12 protein-coding genes are annotated in these 15,365 nt (G+C 72.3%); 6 read left to right on the top strand and 6 right to left on the bottom strand.

Annotation, left to right across the window (positions count from 1 at the left end; translation table 11 throughout):
• Positions 1-24 precede the first annotated feature (24 nt).
• The 4 genes from ABD419_RS08565 to ABD419_RS08580 are packed head-to-tail and all read left to right on the top strand — an operon-like array spanning position 25 to position 3,698.
• Positions 25-795, top strand: a complete 771-nt coding sequence (locus tag ABD419_RS08565; RefSeq protein WP_344484479.1) for a ThuA domain-containing protein — start codon at positions 25-27, stop codon at positions 793-795.
• Positions 792-1,919 (top strand): Gfo/Idh/MocA family protein, encoded by a 1,128-nt coding sequence (locus ABD419_RS08570; RefSeq protein WP_344484482.1) that lies wholly within the window; start codon positions 792-794, stop codon positions 1,917-1,919. The genes ABD419_RS08565 and ABD419_RS08570 overlap by 4 nt, the downstream gene beginning before the upstream one ends.
• Positions 1,920-1,935: 16 nt before the next feature.
• Positions 1,936-3,078: a Gfo/Idh/MocA family protein gene (locus ABD419_RS08575; RefSeq protein ID WP_344485345.1), complete on the top strand. Its 1,143-nt coding sequence runs from the start codon at positions 1,936-1,938 to the stop codon at positions 3,076-3,078.
• 56 nt (positions 3,079-3,134) lie between these two features.
• On the top strand, positions 3,135-3,698 hold the full coding sequence (locus tag ABD419_RS08580) for a 3'-5' exonuclease (RefSeq protein WP_344484485.1): 564 nt from the start codon (positions 3,135-3,137) through the stop codon (positions 3,696-3,698).
• An 84-nt stretch (positions 3,699-3,782) separates the two neighbouring features.
• Here the strand turns inward: ABD419_RS08580 and ABD419_RS08585 are convergent, their stop codons facing one another.
• From ABD419_RS08585 to ABD419_RS08610, 6 genes are all read right to left on the bottom strand, one after another.
• Positions 3,783-6,797 carry an alpha-mannosidase gene (locus tag ABD419_RS08585; RefSeq protein WP_344484488.1) on the bottom strand — a complete coding sequence of 1,005 codons (3,015 nt, stop codon included), beginning with the start codon at positions 6,795-6,797 and terminating at the stop codon, positions 3,783-3,785.
• 179 nt (positions 6,798-6,976) lie between these two features.
• On the bottom strand, positions 6,977-8,404 hold the full coding sequence (locus ABD419_RS08590; RefSeq protein ID WP_344484490.1) for an NAD-dependent succinate-semialdehyde dehydrogenase: 1,428 nt from the start codon (positions 8,402-8,404) through the stop codon (positions 6,977-6,979).
• Positions 8,401-10,128 carry a GH39 family glycosyl hydrolase gene (locus tag ABD419_RS08595; RefSeq protein WP_344484493.1) on the bottom strand — a complete coding sequence of 576 codons (1,728 nt, stop codon included), beginning with the start codon at positions 10,126-10,128 and terminating at the stop codon, positions 8,401-8,403. Before ABD419_RS08595 ends, ABD419_RS08590 begins: the two co-directional genes overlap by 4 nt.
• Positions 10,129-10,130: 2 nt before the next feature.
• Positions 10,131-11,024 (bottom strand): carbohydrate ABC transporter permease, encoded by an 894-nt coding sequence (locus ABD419_RS08600; protein ID WP_344484496.1) that lies wholly within the window; start codon positions 11,022-11,024, stop codon positions 10,131-10,133.
• Positions 11,021-11,926, bottom strand: coding sequence for a carbohydrate ABC transporter permease (locus tag ABD419_RS08605; RefSeq protein ID WP_344484499.1), 906 nt, complete (start codon positions 11,924-11,926; stop codon positions 11,021-11,023). The genes ABD419_RS08600 and ABD419_RS08605 overlap by 4 nt, the downstream gene beginning before the upstream one ends.
• The gene (locus ABD419_RS08610; RefSeq protein WP_344484502.1) at positions 11,923-13,203 is read right to left on the bottom strand and encodes an extracellular solute-binding protein; all 1,281 of its coding nucleotides are present in this window, start codon (positions 13,201-13,203) and stop codon (positions 11,923-11,925) included. The genes ABD419_RS08605 and ABD419_RS08610 overlap by 4 nt, the downstream gene beginning before the upstream one ends.
• 171 nt (positions 13,204-13,374) lie before the next feature.
• On the opposite strand from ABD419_RS08610, the gene ABD419_RS08615 reads away from it, so the two are divergent.
• Positions 13,375-14,082 carry a GntR family transcriptional regulator gene (locus ABD419_RS08615; RefSeq protein WP_344484505.1) on the top strand — a complete coding sequence of 236 codons (708 nt, stop codon included), beginning with the start codon at positions 13,375-13,377 and terminating at the stop codon, positions 14,080-14,082.
• Complete coding sequence (locus tag ABD419_RS08620) at positions 14,079-15,323, top strand: FAD-binding protein (RefSeq protein WP_344484508.1); 1,245 nt, start codon at positions 14,079-14,081, stop codon at positions 15,321-15,323. Before ABD419_RS08615 ends, ABD419_RS08620 begins: the two co-directional genes overlap by 4 nt.
• Positions 15,324-15,365 lie beyond the last annotated feature (42 nt).

Here is a 15,365-nt window from a genome sequence, read left to right on the forward strand (position 1 = left end):
AACACTCATAAGGAGCACCACCGCATGTCAACCGCACCGATTCGCGCCGTCATCTGGGGCGAGAACCGCCACGAGCAGGTCGAGCCCTCCGTCGCCGAGCGCTACCCCGACGGCATGCACGGCGCCATCGCCAAGGGCGTGGGCGAATGGCTGGGCGACAAGGCCGTCATCTCGACCCACACCCTCGACGAGCCCGAGCACGGCCTCACCTCCGACGTCCTCGACGAGACCGACGTCCTCGTCTGGTGGGGCCACGCCGCGCACGGCGAGGTCGCCGACGAGGTCGTCGAGCGCGTCCACCGCCACGTCCTCGCCGGCATGGGCCTGGTCGTGCTCCACTCCGGACACTGGTCCAAGATCTTCACGAAGCTCATGGGCACCACCTGCACCCTGCGCTGGCGCTCCGAGCACGACCGCGAACTGGTGTGGACGGTCAACCCGCAGCACCCCATCGCCCGCGGCATCCCCAACCCGATCGTCATCCCCGAGCAGGAGATGTACGGCGAGTACTTCGACGTGCCCACCCCCGACGAGCTCGTCTTCATCTCCGGGTTCACCGGCGGCGAGGTCTTCCGCTCCGGCATGACCTACCGCCGCGGCTTCGGCCGGATCTTCTACTTCAGCCCCGGCGACCAGGACTTCCCCGTCTACCACCACCCGGACGTCAACCACGTCATCGCCAACGGCATCGAATGGGCCCGCCCCGACCGCGAGCGCGAGACGCCCACCCTGCTGCGCTACGACACCGACGACTTCTTCAACGGCCAGGGCTACCGCGGGGCGTTCGAGCGATGAGCTTCCGCGTTCTCAGCGAGCAAGGCCTCGACATCGAAGGGCCCCTCCGCCTCGTCGTGGTCGGCGCCGGCGGCATGGGCCGCGCCTGGATGCACACCATCGAGGCCGACCCCGAGACCGAGCTCGTCGGCGTCGCCGACCTCTACCCGGCCGCGACCGAGGCGGCCGCGGCCGACCTCGGCCGCGACCTCGCCACCGGGACCGACGCGGTCGAACTCGCGCAGCGGACCGGCGCCCACGCACTCGTCAACGCCACCATCCCCGAAGCGCACCACCCGGTCACGATCGCCGCGCTCCGCGCCGGCCTCCCCGTCCTCGGGGAGAAGCCCGTGGCCGCCACCGTCGCCGAGGGGATCGCGCTCGCCGCGGCCGCCGAGCTCCACGGGCACCTGTTCATGGTCAGCCAGTCCCGCCGCTACAACCGCGGCCTCTTCCAGGCCAAGGCGCAGCTGGCGTCGCTGGGGCGCATCGGGACCGTCGCCGTCGACTTCTTCAAGACCCCGCGCTTCGGCGGGTTCCGCGACGAGATGGCCAGCCCGCTCCTGCTCGACATGGCGATCCACCAGTTCGACATGGCGCGCTTCCTCCTCGACGCCGACCCCGTGGCGGTCGTCTGCGACGAGTACAACCCGCCGTGGTCCTGGTACGCCGGGAACGCCGCGGCCGCCGCCGCGTTCGAGATGGAGGGCGGCGCGCGGTTCACGTTCAACGGCTCGTGGTGCAGCCCCGGCCTCGAGACGTCCTGGAACGGCGCCTGGCGCGTCTCCGCCGAGCACGGCACCGCCGTGTGGGACGGCGACAACGATCCTGAGTCCGACCCGGAGTCCAAGGCCGCCGCCGAGGACCCCGGCGACGGCATCGCCGGGTCGCTGCGGGAGTTCACCGCCGCGCTGCGCACCGGCCGCGAGCCGATGGGCCGCGTCCACGCCAACGTCCTGAGCCTCGCCATGGTCGAGGCCGCCGTCCGCAGCGCCGCCGAGGGCCGCCGCGTCGCGATCGACGAGATCCTCGACGGCTCGTTCGACACCGCACTCGCGACGACGTCGGACGCCGATATCCTCGCTGTGTTGCAAGGGTGGCCGTCGGTCCGCGGCGGCCTGAACCGAGGGAGCCGCATTGACTGAGACGCTTCGCATCGGCATGGTCGGCTACGCCTTCATGGGCGCGGCCCACTCGCACGCGTGGCGCACCGCGCCGCGCTTCTTCGACCTGCCGCTCGCCGTGGAGATGACCGCCCTCGCCGGGCGCGACCCCGAGCGGGTCGCCGCCGCGGCGGGCAAGTTCGGCTGGGACTCCGTCGAGACCGACTGGCGCCGCCTCGTGGAGCGCGACGACATCGACCTCGTCGACATCTGCGTCCCCGGGAACCTGCACGCCGAGATCGCGATTGTCGCGCTCGAAGCGGGCAAGCACGTGCTGTGCGAGAAGCCCCTGGCGAACTCCGTCGAGGAGGCCGAGCAGATGACCGCGGCCGCCGAGACCGCCAAAGCCCATGGCGCACTTGCCATGTGCGGCTTCAGCTACCGCCGCACCCCGGCGCTGTCGCTCGCCAAGCGGCTGGTCGACTCGGGCGCGCTCGGCGAGATCCGCCACGTGCGCGCCCAGTACCTGCAGGACTGGCTCACCGACGAGAACGCGCCCCTGACCTGGCGCCTCGACAAGTCGAAGTCCGGTTCCGGCTCCCTCGGCGACATCGGCGCGCACATCATCGACGCCGCCCAGTGGATCTCCGGATCGAACGTCACGGGCGTCTCGGCGATCCTCGAGACGTTCGTCAAGGAGCGCCCGGTCGGCGGCGACTTCGTGGGCCTCGGCGGCCACGGCGGGACCGACGGCCCCAAGGGCCCGGTCACCGTGGACGACGCCGCGGTCTTCACCGCGCGCTTCGAGGGCAACGCCATCGGCGTCTTCGAGGCCACCCGGTTCGCGCTCGGCCGCAAGAACGCGATGCGCCTGGAGCTCAACGGCTCCAAGGCGTCCGTCGCGTTCGACTTCGAGGACATGAACTCGCTGTGGTTCTACGACTCGGCGGACGGGCCGAACTCGGGCTTCCGCAAGATCCAGGCCACCGAGCCCGAGCACCCGTACACCGGGAACTGGTGGCCCGTCGGCCACGGCCTCGGCTACGAGCACGGCTTCACCCACCAGGTCGTCGACCTGGTGAACGCCATCGGCGCGGGGGAGCAGCCGACCCCGTCGTTCGCCGACGCGCTCCAGGTCCAGAAGGTCCTGGCCGCCGTCGAGGCGAGCGCTGCCGACGAGAGCCGCTGGACCGCCGTCTGACCGTCCCGGGCCCGTCCTCCCGAAACCGGGTGGACGGGCCCTTTACGCTGCAAGGCATGGACACCCTGCTCAACGTCGTCGACGTCGAGGCCACCTGCTGGGACGGGCAGCCGCCCGCGGGCGCCGTCAACGAGATCATCGAGATCGGCCTCACCGTGGTCGACCTCGCCGCCCGCGAACGCGTCGCGAAGCACCGCATCCTGGTCCGGCCCCGCCGCTCCCGCGTCAGCGAGTTCTGCAAGGAGCTCACCGGCCTCACCCAGACCGAAGTGGACACCGGCGTCGAGTTCGAGGAGGCCTGCCGCGAGCTGGCGGCCGAGCACCGCGCCGACTCCCGCCCCTGGGCCAGCTGGGGCGACTACGACCGCAACCAGTTCCAGCGCCAGTGCCAGGCCACCGGCACCCGCTACCCCTTCTCCGGACGCCACACCAACGCGAAGCTCCGCTTCACCGAGGCCCGCGGCCTCAAGCGCCGCCCCGGCATGGCCCAGGCCCTCGACATCGCCGGCCTCCCCCTCGACGGCCGGCACCACTCCGGCGCCGACGACGCCTGGAACATCGCCGCCCTCATCCTCGACCTCGCCGCCACGGGCGACTGGCCGGAGGGCCGCACCGCCTGACCCCGCTGCGCCGCATGCGCAGACGGGCGCGAACGGCAGACACGCCAGAGGGCCGGGCGCTGATGCGCCCGGCCCCCTCCCGTCCTACGCCCGCGTCAGCCGCAGCGTCACGATCTGGAACGGCCGCAGCGCCAGCGACACCGAGCCGCTGTCGGCTCCCTGCACCGCCGCCCGCTCGACCTCGCGCTCCAGCAGGTCCGTCTCGACCGCCGACGCGGCCGCGAAGCCGAGGTCGAGCACGGCCTCGGTGCGGGTGCCGTGCGCCTCGTAGAGCCGCACGACCACGTCGCCGGAGCCGTCCTCGGCCAGCTTCACCGTCTCCACGACCACGGCCGGGTTCTCGACCCGGACCAGCGGTGCCACCGCGCCCGCCGTAGTCGCGCGGAGCGGCAGGTTGAGCCGGTACCCGGCCCGCACGGCCTCGGCGACGCCGCCGGGGACGAGGGCGGTGCGGAAGACGTGCGCGCCCTGGTCCGCCTCGGGGTCGGGGAACAGCGGCGACTTGAGGAGCGTCTGGCGCACCACGGAGAACGTGCCGCCGCCCGCGCGGGGGTGGCGCGTGACGTCGTGGCCGTAGGTCGCGTCGTTCGCCACGCCCAGGCCCCACCCGGACTCGGCGACGTGGACCCAGCGGTGGGCGCACGTCTCGAACCGGGCCTCGTCCCAGCTCGTGTTGGTGTGGGTGGCGCGCTCGATGTGGCCGAACTGGATCTCCGACCGCGCCGACGAGGTGTGCACGTCGACCGGGAACGCGAACTTCAGCATGTGCTGGCGCTCATGCCAGTCCACAGCGGTCTCGACGTCGACGGCGCGCCGGCCGGCCTCGACGGTGAACGTCTGCGTGATCGCCGAGGCGCCGAAGCGCCGCGCGACGCGCACGACCGCGCGGTCCCCGCCGTCCTCGACCACCGCGACGTCGTCGGCCGCCACCAGGTCGCGGCCCGAGCGCCGGTACTCGATGTCGACGTCCCACGCGTCGTAGTGGCGCGGGGTGTCGGTGAAGACCTGGAGGAGGCCGCCGCGCTCGCCCGGCGGCACGGTCTCGCGGCCGGTCGCCTTGTCCACCAGCGAGGTGATGAGGCCGTCCGAGTCGAGGACGAGGACGATCGCGCCGTTGTCGACCGTGATCGAGCCGCCCTCGCGCGACACGGCCACCGAGCCGTCCAGGACCCGCGGGCCCGCGCCGAACGCCGGCACGCCGTCCACTTCGTACGGTCCGGAGTTCGCGAACCCGTCCGCGCCGCCGCCGCCCAGGGCCGCGACCGCGTCCGCGATCACCGGCTCCAGGTCCGCCTCGATCTGCGCGTACTCCTTCGCTGCCTGGTCGTAGACCCAGCCGATCGAGGATCCGGGCAGGATGTCGTGGAACTGGTTGAGCAGCACCGTCCGCCACGCGCTCCGCAGCAGCTCGTGCGGGTACGCCGCCCCGGTGCGCACCGCCGCGGTCGCCGCCCACAGCTCGGCCTCGTGGAGCAGGGCCTCGCTGCGGCGGTTGCCGCGCTTGGTGCGCGCCTGCGACGCGTACGTGCCGCGGTGGTTCTCCAGGTACAGCTCGCCGCTCCACACCGGACGCGACGCCAGCTCCGCCTCGGCCGCCTCGAAGAACTCGATCGGCGGCGCGATCCGCACCGTCGGCGAGCCCTCCAGGTCGGCCGCGCGCCGCGCGGCCGCCATCATCTCGCGGGTCGGACCGCCGCCGCCGTCGCCGAAGCCGAAGGGCACCAGCGACATGTTCTCGCGGCCCTTGTCGGCGAAGTTCCGCTCGGTGTGCGCCAGCTCCTGCGGCGACAGCTTCGAGTTGTACGTGTCCACCGGCGGGAAGTGCGCGAAGATCCGCGTCCCGTCGATGCCCTCCCAGTCGAACGAGTGGTGCGGGTACCGGTTCACCTCGTTCCACGAGAGCTTCTGCGTCAGGAAGTACCCCGCGCCCGCCGCGCGCGCGATCTGCGGCAGCGCCCCCGTGTACCCGAACGAGTCCGGCAACCACACCTCGCGGGTGTCGATCCCGAACTCCTCCAGGAAGAACCGCTTGCCCTCCACGAACTGCCGCGCCATCGCCTCCGAGCCGGGCATGTTCGTGTCCGACTCGACCCACATGCCGCCGACCGGCACGAACCGGCCCTCCGCGACCCGCTCACCGATGCGCGCGTACAGCTCCGGGTAGTGCTCCTTGATCCACGCGAACTGCTGCGCCGACGAGCACGCGAACACCAGCTCCGGATCCTCGTCCATGAGCTCCAGGACGTTCGCGAACGTGCGCGCGCACTTGCGCACCGTCTCGCGCACCGGCCACAGCCACGCCGAGTCGATGTGCGCGTGCCCCACCGCGAACACCTTGTGCGCGCTCCGCGCCGCCGGCGCGGCCAGGACCTCCCGCAGCGCCTCCCGGCCCGCCCCGGCGGTGCCGTGCACGTCGTGCGGGTGCACGGCGTCGACCATCGCGTCGAGCGCCGCGAACAGCTCGGCCCGCCGCGGCGAGCCCTCCGGCAGCTCCAGGGCCAGGCCGCGCGCGGTCGCCACGTCCTGGACCAGCTCCCACACGGCCGCGTCCCGGTGCACCACCGCGATCCGGCCCAGCCGGTAGATCGGGGTGTCGGGCGCGGTCTCCCAGCGGCCCAGCGGCGTCGGGGCGTACCGCTCGCCCGACGTGAACACGTCGGGGTTCGCCGCCGCCTCCACGTACACCTCGAACGACGCACCCGGCGCCAGGTGCAGCCGCACGTAGTCGTTCTTCGGCTCGATCGCCTTGAGCGCCCGGCCGCTCCCGTCGAAGACCAGGGCCTCGACCTGGAACCCCGCGCCGTCCCCGACGAACCCCGGGTCCACGGCCAGCTCGACCTCGCCGGCGCCCGCCGACCACTCGGCCGGCACCGTCCCCGAGACCCGGAACCACACGGTGCCCCAGGCCCGGCCCCACGCGTGGCCCTCCTCGACAGGCGCGTACTCCTGCGCGACGGCCTCCGCGAACGACACCGGCTCACCCGGCGCCGCCCACGCCTCGACCCGGACGGGCGCGCTCGCCCGCTCCCTGGCGGGCTCCAACCGCTCCCTGACGAAGCGGTCGAGTCGTTCCTTGACGGCGTGCTGCTGCTGATGCAATTGGACTCCCAGGTGGAGAAGGGTATTGAGCATTCGCGTTGCCGGGTCGGCCCCGGGCGTCGCACCCGCGGCCGATGCGAGTGTAAGCCCTTTCACGCGGTTCGCGAAACGGTCGAGACCGGGCCGTTCGCATCAGGGGAACCGCCCGGTCGCGGGTAGGCCGCTCCGGGGCCGACGGCTCAGGACCCCTCGGGCCGCACCTGCGTGTAGACGGCGACCGTGTACTCGCCGATGCCCTCGGTGCCGCCCTCGCGGCCGTAGCCGGAGGCCTTGACGCCGCCGAACGGCGCCTCGGCGACGGCGAGCGCGGTGCTGTTGACGCCGATCATGCCGGCCTCCAGCCGCGCCGCCGCCTCGCGGCCCGCGCCCTCGGGGCCGAAGACGTAGGCCGCGAGGCCCTGCTCGACGGCGTTCGCCCTGGCCACGGCCTCGTCGAGGTCGGCGTACGGCAGGATCGGCGCGACCGGTCCGAACGGCTCCTCGGTGAGGATGCGCGCGCCGTCCGGCACGTCCACGACCACCGTGGGCTCGTAGAACCACCCCGGCAGGTCCGCCCGGCGGCCGCCGGTCAGCACCCGGGCGCCGCCCTCGCGAAGATCATCCACAAGGGACTCGACGGCGCGCAGTCGCCGCTCGTTCGCGAGCGGGCCCACGTCGACGCCGTCCCGGTCGCCGGGCCCGACCACGAGGGTCGCGGCGGCCGCCGCGAACTCGGCCGCGAACGCCTCCGCATCCTCGCGCGGCACGAAGAACCTGGTGGGGGAGATGCACACCTGCCCGGCGTTGCGGAACTTCGCGCTCGCGAGCGTCCTTGCGGCCGAGGCGATGTCGGCGCCCGGCAGCACGATGACGGGCGCGTGGCCGCCGAGTTCGAGGCTGAGCGGCTGGAGGTGCTCGGCCGAGAGCCGCACGAGTTCGCGCCCGACCGGGATCGAGCCGGTCAGCGTGATCTTGCGGATCACCGGCGAGCCGATGACGCGCGAGGCGATCGCCGGCGCGTCCCCGGTCACCACGGCGACCGCGTCGCCTGGCAGGCCCGCCTCCACCAGGCACTCGGCAAGGGCCAGAGCGGCACTCGGCGCCTCCTCTGCGGGCTTGACGAGGATCGAGCACCCCGCGGCCACGGCCGGGGCCATCTTCCGCGCCGGGAGCGAGGCGGGGAAGTTCCACGCCGTGAACGCGGCCACGGGTCCGATCGGGCGGCGCTCGACCGCGAAGACGCGGTCGCCGTCGCTCCAGGTGCGGCCGAGGTCGCGCACGGCCTCCTTCGCGAACCAGTCGAAGTACCCGGCGGACTGCTCGATCTCGGCGCGGGCCTCGCCCAGCGGCTTGCCCTGCTCGGCGGTGATCGCCCGGGCGAGCGCCTCGGCCCGCGACCGCAGGATCGCCGCGGCCCCGTCGAGGACCCGCGCCCGCTCCTGCGGGGAGGAGCGGCGCCACCGCTCGGCGCCGCGGGCGACCGCCGCCAGGGCGTCGTCCACATCGGATTCGGTCGCTTTCGCCGCGCTGCCGGTCGCCTCGCCGGTGGCCGGGTCGTGGAGCGGCATCGTCCCGCCGTCGGCGGCCGCGCGGAGGCGGCCGCCGACGAACAACTGGGTCTCGGTCATCGCGGTGCCAGCACCACGAGCGACACCGACGGCAGCGGCAGCGCGGTCTCGTACCGCAGGGCTCCGCCCTCGACGTCCACAGTGCGCGGTGCTCCCAGGGCCTCCAGGCCCTGCCGGGAGTGGATGAGCGCCAGGTCCTCTGCGTCGGGCTCCTGCGGCGAGCCGAGCCCCTCCCACACGGTGTGCGCGTTGGAGTGGTCGGCGTCGATGCGGTACTCGGTCGCGGTGTACGAGCCGGCGGCGAGGCCGCTGAACGCCAGGACCGCGGCGGTCGGCGTCTCGTCCCGGGCGTACTGGTCGTCGCCGTGGCGCCACACGAGCGCGGTGACGGTGCCGTCCCCGGCGATCGAGGCGAGCGCGTCGACCTCCTCGGGCATCCCGTACTCGCGGCCGGAGAGGTCGTCGATGGCGAACGCCCGGTCCGAGGCGGCGGGGAGCCGCTCGTCGCCGAGCTTCGCGAAGAGCCGGTAGGCGTTCATGAACGGCTTCTCGATGCCGCCCTGGGTGGTCCAGGACCGCGTGCCCTCGAAGTACCTCTCGCCCTCGAAGTAGAACGACCAGGTGGTGGCCTGCTCGATGTTTCCTTGATACGACCCGCTGAGGTCGAGGAGCTTCTTCATGAGCTTGGCCTGGAACACCGGGTAGTACTCGGTGTTCTGGAACCGGAAGTTCGGGTTGTCGTAGGCGGAGTGGTGGGCGGGCACGCCCGCGTCGCACTCGTCGATGAGCGCGGGCAGCGCCGCGTACTCGGGGAACTCGCCCATGACCGCGAGCAGCCGGTCCACCTCGAACAGCATCTTCATCGCCGAGGGCGACTCCTGCACGGGCGCGGGCGCGCCGATCGGCCCGTAGGTGCGCCACGGCGTGAACGCCGACCCCTTGGTGTGGAACGAGACGTAGTCCAGCGGCGTCTCGGTGTCCCTGCAGTGCTGGAGGAACCCGCGCAGGAACTCCACACCCGCGTCGCCGCCGGTGACCGACGGCCCGCCGACGCGCGCGTCCGGCAGCACGCTCCGGATCGCCTCGACGGTGACGGTGTACAGGTCGTAGTACTGCTGCGGGGTGCCTCGCCAGTAGAAGATGTCCGGCTCGTTCCACAGCTCCCACACCCAGGTCGAGACCTCCTCGGCGCCGTAGCGCTCGAGGACGTGCGCGGCGGTGGCGGTGCACAGCCCGGCCCACTTGCCGTAGTCCTTGGGCGGGAACGACCACAGGCCGTGCTCGTAGGCGCTGTAGACCGTGGGGCTGGAGATCACCGGGAAGACGTCCTTCGCCTTCTCGGGCACGAGGTCCTTGGGGGTGAACCCGAGTTCGACGAGCACGTGGTGGCCGGCGCCGACGATCGCGTCGTACGTCTCGTCCAGGATCGTGAAGTCGTAGAACGGGTTCCCGTCCGCGTCCTCGTGGTAGACGTTCCCGTTGCCCCAGTGCGGCTGCCCCCAGCCGGAGCCGGAGCAGAACATGTAGTGGGGCCGCACGTGGAACGCCTGGGGGGAGAACTCGCCGATGCTGTTGAGCAGGCGCTTCCCGTCGGGCCGGTAGGTGTAGTTGATCTCGTCGTAGCCCATGCTCGCCCAGATCGGCGCGAGCGGCCCGCTCGGGGCGGCGGCGTCGATGCGGACCTCGGCCTCGCGCACGTGCCGCGGGTCCGGGTCGGACCGGGCGGCGGTCGGGTGCACCCGGTTGTGCCCGGCGTGCTCGGAGGATCGCGTGGTGTTGGACATTGTCAACCTTTCAGACCGGTGTTGCTGATGCCCTCGACGATGAATCGCTGGGCGATGAGGAAGATGAGCAGCGGCGGGGTGATGGCGAGGATCGTGGACGCCATGACCACCCCGTACTCGCCGTCGCCGTACGCCGACCGGAAGGTGATCAGCGCGAGCGGGAGCGTCTGCATGGACGGGGTGCTGGTGGCGATGAGCGGCCACAGGAAGTCGTTCCAGGCCGCGAGGAACACGAGGATGCCGAGCGTGGCGAGGCCGGGCCGGATGAGCGGCAGCACGATGTACCGGTAGTTCTGCCAGGCGTTCGCGCCGTCGATCTTCGCCGCCTCGGTCAGCTCCACGGGCAGGTTCGCGATGAACTGCCGCAACAGCACCACCCCGAACAGCGACACCACGTGCGGGATGATCAAGGCGCCGTAGGTGTTCAGGAGCCCGAGCGCGGCGAACTGCTTGAACAGCGGCACCAGGATGACCTCGGTCGGCACGAGCATCATGAGGACGATCGCGGCGAGGACGACGGCCGAGCCGCGGAACGGCAGGCGGGCGAGCGCGTAGGCCATCATCGAGCAGACCACGAGCGCGAGCACGGTGGCGACGACCGCCACGACGGTGCTGTTGAAGAACGCGACGAACACGTTCACCGCGCGCCCGTCGGGCTGCACGAGCTTCGACCAGTTGTCGGCCGTGGGGTCGGACGGGAGGAACCCGGTGCCGGAGGTGATCCGCTCGGCGTTGAACGAGCCGATGAGGACCCACACGATCGGCAGGGTCCAGGCCAGGGCCAGGACCGCGGCGATCGCCGTCCCGATGCGGCGGGCGCGCCGGTCGGGCCCGCCCCTGCGGCGGCGGGCGGGGCGTGCTGCTTCGGCCGCGACGGCGGCTTCGACCGTGGTCACGATGCCCTCCTTCGGGTGAGCGCGAGCTGGATGACGGTGACGACGAGGATGATGAGGGCCAGCGCCCAGCCGATCGCCGAGGCGTAGCCGGTCTGGAAGTCGCGGAAGCCGGACTCGTAGAGCATCTGGAGCACGACGCGGGTCGACCCGGCGGGCCCGCCCTGCGTCACGAGGTAGACCTGCTCGAAGACCTTGAACGAGTCGATGAGGCGCAGCAGCACCACGAGCATGAGCACCGGCGCGATGGCCGGGAGGGTGATGTACCGGAACCGCTGCCACAGGTTCGCGCCGTCGATCTTCGCGGCCTCGTACAGCTGGGCCGGGATGTCCTGGAGGGCCGCGAGCAGCACCAGCAGGGGGAACCCGACGCGCCACCACAGGGTGATGAGCACGACCGCGCCCATCGCCTCACCGGGCGTGGACAGCCACGCCTGCTCGGGGAGGCCGATCGCGCCGAGGACCTGGTTGACGTTGCCGTCCAGCGGGTTGAGCGCGGTCTGCCAGATGATGGCGACCGCGGCGCCGGTGAGCAGGTAGGGGGATATGAACGCGGCCCGGATCGCGCCGCGGCCGCTGAGGCGCTGGTTGAGCAGCATCGCCAGCAGCAGGCCCACGGCCACGAGGACCGGGACGTTGAGGACCACGAACAGGGCCGTGTTGCCGAGGGCCGCATGGAAGTCCGGGTCGGTGACGAGATTCGCGTAGTTGTCGAGGCCGACGAACCCGCCGGTGCCCTCGGCCATGTTGGTGTCGGTGAGGCTGACCCAGAAGCCGTTGACGACGGGCACGACCCACAGGAACAGCAGGAGCGCCAGGAACGGGGCGGCGAACAGGATGCCGACTTTGCCGAATCCCTTGCGGCGCTTCCGCGCGGGCGCGGTGGTCTCGGTGGCGGCGGTCATCGCGAGGCCCCCTTGATCGCGGCGGTGGCCTGCTCGGCGGCCTCGGACATGAGCGCCTGCGGGTCCTCGTCGCGGTACACGATGGACTGCGTGGCGCTCGTCAGGTAGGTGAACGCCTGGTTCCAGCGCGGGGCGTACGGCACGAACCGGGCCCGGGGCTGCTCCTCGACGAACGTGGTCATGGCGGTGACGACCGGGTCGTCGCTGGCGGCGATCGCGGCGTCGACGCCGTTGAACGAGGGCGCCTGCGACCCGGCCCAGGTGACCGAGCCCTCGCGCACGACCCACTCGATGAACTTCGCGGCCTCGCCGCGGACCCAGTCGTCGTTGCTGCGCTGCTTGGGGATGCAGTAGACGTGGGAGGTGGCGGCGACGGCCGGGGCGGCGCCGAAGAACGCGGGGAGCGGCGCGACGCCGAAGTCCTTGCCGTCCCGCTCGTTCGCCTTGACCATGTCGGCGAGGCCCCACGGGCCGATGAAGATCATGCCGACCTGCTCGTCCTGGAACTGCTGCCCCATCTGGACGCCGTCGAGGAGCTGCGAGGGCGAGATGCCGTCCTCGTGGACCCAGCGCCGCTCCATGTCGATCGCCTCCAGGGAGGCGTCGGAGTCGAACAGCGCGGTGCCGTCCTCGGCGACGAGCTCGCCGCCGTTCTGCCAGTTCATGGTCAGCCACGGCATCCAGGCGGCGGGCTCGCGGATGAAGCCCCACACGCCGGACTCCTTGAGGGCCTTCCCGGCCTCCAGGAACTCCTGGGCGTCGGTCGGGGGCCGGTCGGGGTCGAGTCCGGCCTCGGCGAACAGCCGTCTGTTGTAGACCATCGCCTGGGGGCCGGTGCTCATGGTGACCCCGAGGCGCCTCCCCTCGACGACGGCCAGGTCCTGCGTGCCCTCCACGAAGTCGGTCTCGGCGAAGCCGAACGACGCGAGGTCGAGCTCGTGGAGGAACCGCCGCAGGGGCGGGACCTCGTTGTTGTGGAGCGCCATGATCGCGGGCGGGTTCCCGGCGATGGACGAGGTGACGAGCTTGGTGAGGTAGTCGCCGCCGTACGCGGGCGCCGACATGCGGATCTGCGCGCCGGCGGACTGCTCGTTGTAGCGGTCGACGATCCCTTGCATGACGACCCCGTCGGGGCCGGTGTAGAAGGTGACGAACTCGAGGACGTTGCCTCCGGCCGCGGTGGTGTCGTCGAACGGGGACCCGCAGGCGGTGAGCAGCGGTCCGGCGCCGAGCGCCGCCCCTGCTCCGAGGAGTGTTCTCCGTGAAATCTGGACCATGCAGCGCGCCTCCTTGCGCGATCCGGTGCCGTTTCGAGGGACGTCGGCTCGGGGATGGAACAGGCACCGGTGCCGACGCGACGAACGCTAATCGCCGGATTGGAGATTGTCAACAAGAAACAATCTGCAATTTTCTGGTAGGCTTCCCGGGACCCCCTCAGAGGAGGACCCTTGGACACCGCCCCCGCCGCCGGCATCGCCGCGAGCGCCCCCGCCCTCGCGGCCCTGGTCGCCGACCGGCTGCGCGACATGATCACCCACGGCGAGCTCGCCCCCGGCGAACGCCTCAAGGAGACCGAGCTCGCCGCCGCCCTCCGCGTCAGCCGCGGCCCCGTGCGCGAGGCCATCGCGCTCCTCACCGCCGAAGGCCTCGCCGAGACCCAGCGCTACCGCGGCGCCCGCGTCATCAGCCTCACCGCCCGCGACATCGAGGAGGTCTACTCCCTGCGCCTGGCGATCGAGCGCCTCGCCATGGCCCGCGCCGCCGAGCGCATCACCCCCGAGCTCCAGGGCGCCCTCGACGGCGTCCTCGACCGCATGCGGGACCTCCCCGAGACCGCCGCCGCGGCCGACGTCGCCGCCCTCGACCTCGAGTTCCACGACCTCGTCTACGAGGCCGCCGCCCACGCCCGCCTCGACCGCACCTGGGCGCCCATCCGCGGCCAGGTTTCGGTCTTCCTCCACGCCCGCACCGACGGCGACTACTTCCGCTCCACCAGCCACGCCAAGCACCTGCGCCTGCGCGACGCCCTCGCCTCCGGCGACCCCGCCGCCGCGGTCGCCGCGATCGAGGACCACATCGGCTGGGTCCTCCTGCGCCTGGCGCCCTCCCACATCGACACCCCTAGCGACCGCACCCTGAAAGGAACCACCGCATGAGCACCAACTGGGCCGGAAACGTCCACTTCGGCGCCGCACGGACCGCCCGTCCCCGCACGGTGGCAGAGCTCCAAGAGGTCGTCGCCGCCGCCGACCGCGTCCGCGCCGTCGGCACCACCCACTCCTTCAACGACATCGCCGACACCGACGGCCTCATGGTCTCCGTCGCGGACCTCCCCGCCGACGTGCGGATCAGCGCCGACCGACGCACCGCCGACGTGCCCGCCGGCGCCCCCTTCGCCCACGTCGCCCGCGCCCTCCACGCCGACGGCCTCGCCCTCGGCAACATGGGGTCCCTCCCGCACATCTCCGTCGGCGGCGCCGTCGCCACCGGCACCCACGGCTCCGGCGACCGCAACCCGGTCCTCTCCGCCGCCGTCGCCGCGATCGAGTACGTGCGCGCCGACGGCGAACTCGCCGTCGTCAGCCGCGGCGACGACGCCTTCGACGGCTCCGTCGTCGCCCTCGGCGCCCTCGGCGTCGCCACCCGCCTCCGCCTCGACGTGCGCGAGACCTACGACCTCCGCCAAGACCTCTTCCTCGACGCCCCCTGGGAACCCGTCCTCGACGCCTACGACGACCTCACCGCCGGCGCCTACAGCACCAGCCTCTTCATCCAGGACTGGGCGTCCCCCGCGATCAGCCAGATCCTCCTCAAGCACGACGCCGAGCCCCGCCTCCCCGCCGGGATCGCCGCCCGGTACTCCACCGCCCGCGCCGTCTCCCCGGTCGCCGTCGCCTCCGACGACACCGTCACCGTCCAAGGAGGACGAACAGGCCCCTGGCTCGAACGCCTCCCGCACTTCCGCCACGACGCCGCCCCCAGCAACGCCGGCGACGAACTCCAGAGCGAGTACTTCGTCGACCGCGCCCGCCTCCCGCAGGTCCTGCGCGAACTGTGCCGCGAGGCCGACGCGGTCAACCCCGCCCTCCTCGTCTCCGAGATCCGCACCATGGCCGCCGACGGCCTCTGGCTCAGCGGCGCCTACAAACGCGCCACCGCCGGCGTCCACTTCACCTGGAAACCCGACCCGGCCGCCGTCGGCGACGCCCTCACCGCGGTCGAACGCGTCCTCGAACGCCACGACGCCCGCCCCCACTGGGGCAAGATCGCCGGCCCCGCCTTCGCCGACCGCCTCGCCCGCTTCCCCCGCGGCCGCGCCTTCCGCGAACTCGCCGAGTACAACGACCCGGCCGGCAAGTTCCGCAACCGCTTCCTCGACCGGGTCCTCGGGGCCTGAAGCACCACCCGCGCAGCGTCATACACTGAATCCCCGGCACCC

Origin of the sequence: Glycomyces endophyticus (assembly GCF_039531525.1) — a bacterium.
Classification (GTDB): Bacteria; Actinomycetota; Actinomycetes; order Mycobacteriales; family Micromonosporaceae; genus Glycomyces; species Glycomyces endophyticus.

Coding starts and splice junctions, on each gene's coding strand:
- ABD419_RS08605 (WP_344484499.1), bottom strand. CDS start 11,926: ATGACCGCCGCCACCGAGACCACCGCGCCCGCGCGGAAGCGCCGCAAG.
- ABD419_RS08590 (WP_344484490.1), bottom strand. CDS start 8,404: ATGACCGAGACCCAGTTGTTCGTCGGCGGCCGCCTCCGCGCGGCCGCC.
- ABD419_RS08595 (WP_344484493.1), bottom strand. CDS start 10,128: ATGTCCAACACCACGCGATCCTCCGAGCACGCCGGGCACAACCGGGTG.
- ABD419_RS08580 (WP_344484485.1), top strand. CDS start 3,135: ATGGACACCCTGCTCAACGTCGTCGACGTCGAGGCCACCTGCTGGGAC.
- ABD419_RS08620 (WP_344484508.1), top strand. CDS start 14,079: ATGAGCACCAACTGGGCCGGAAACGTCCACTTCGGCGCCGCACGGACC.
- ABD419_RS08610 (WP_344484502.1), bottom strand. CDS start 13,203: ATGGTCCAGATTTCACGGAGAACACTCCTCGGAGCAGGGGCGGCGCTC.
- ABD419_RS08570 (WP_344484482.1), top strand. CDS start 792: ATGAGCTTCCGCGTTCTCAGCGAGCAAGGCCTCGACATCGAAGGGCCC.
- ABD419_RS08565 (WP_344484479.1), top strand. CDS start 25: ATGTCAACCGCACCGATTCGCGCCGTCATCTGGGGCGAGAACCGCCAC.
- ABD419_RS08575 (WP_344485345.1), top strand. CDS start 1,936: ATGGTCGGCTACGCCTTCATGGGCGCGGCCCACTCGCACGCGTGGCGC.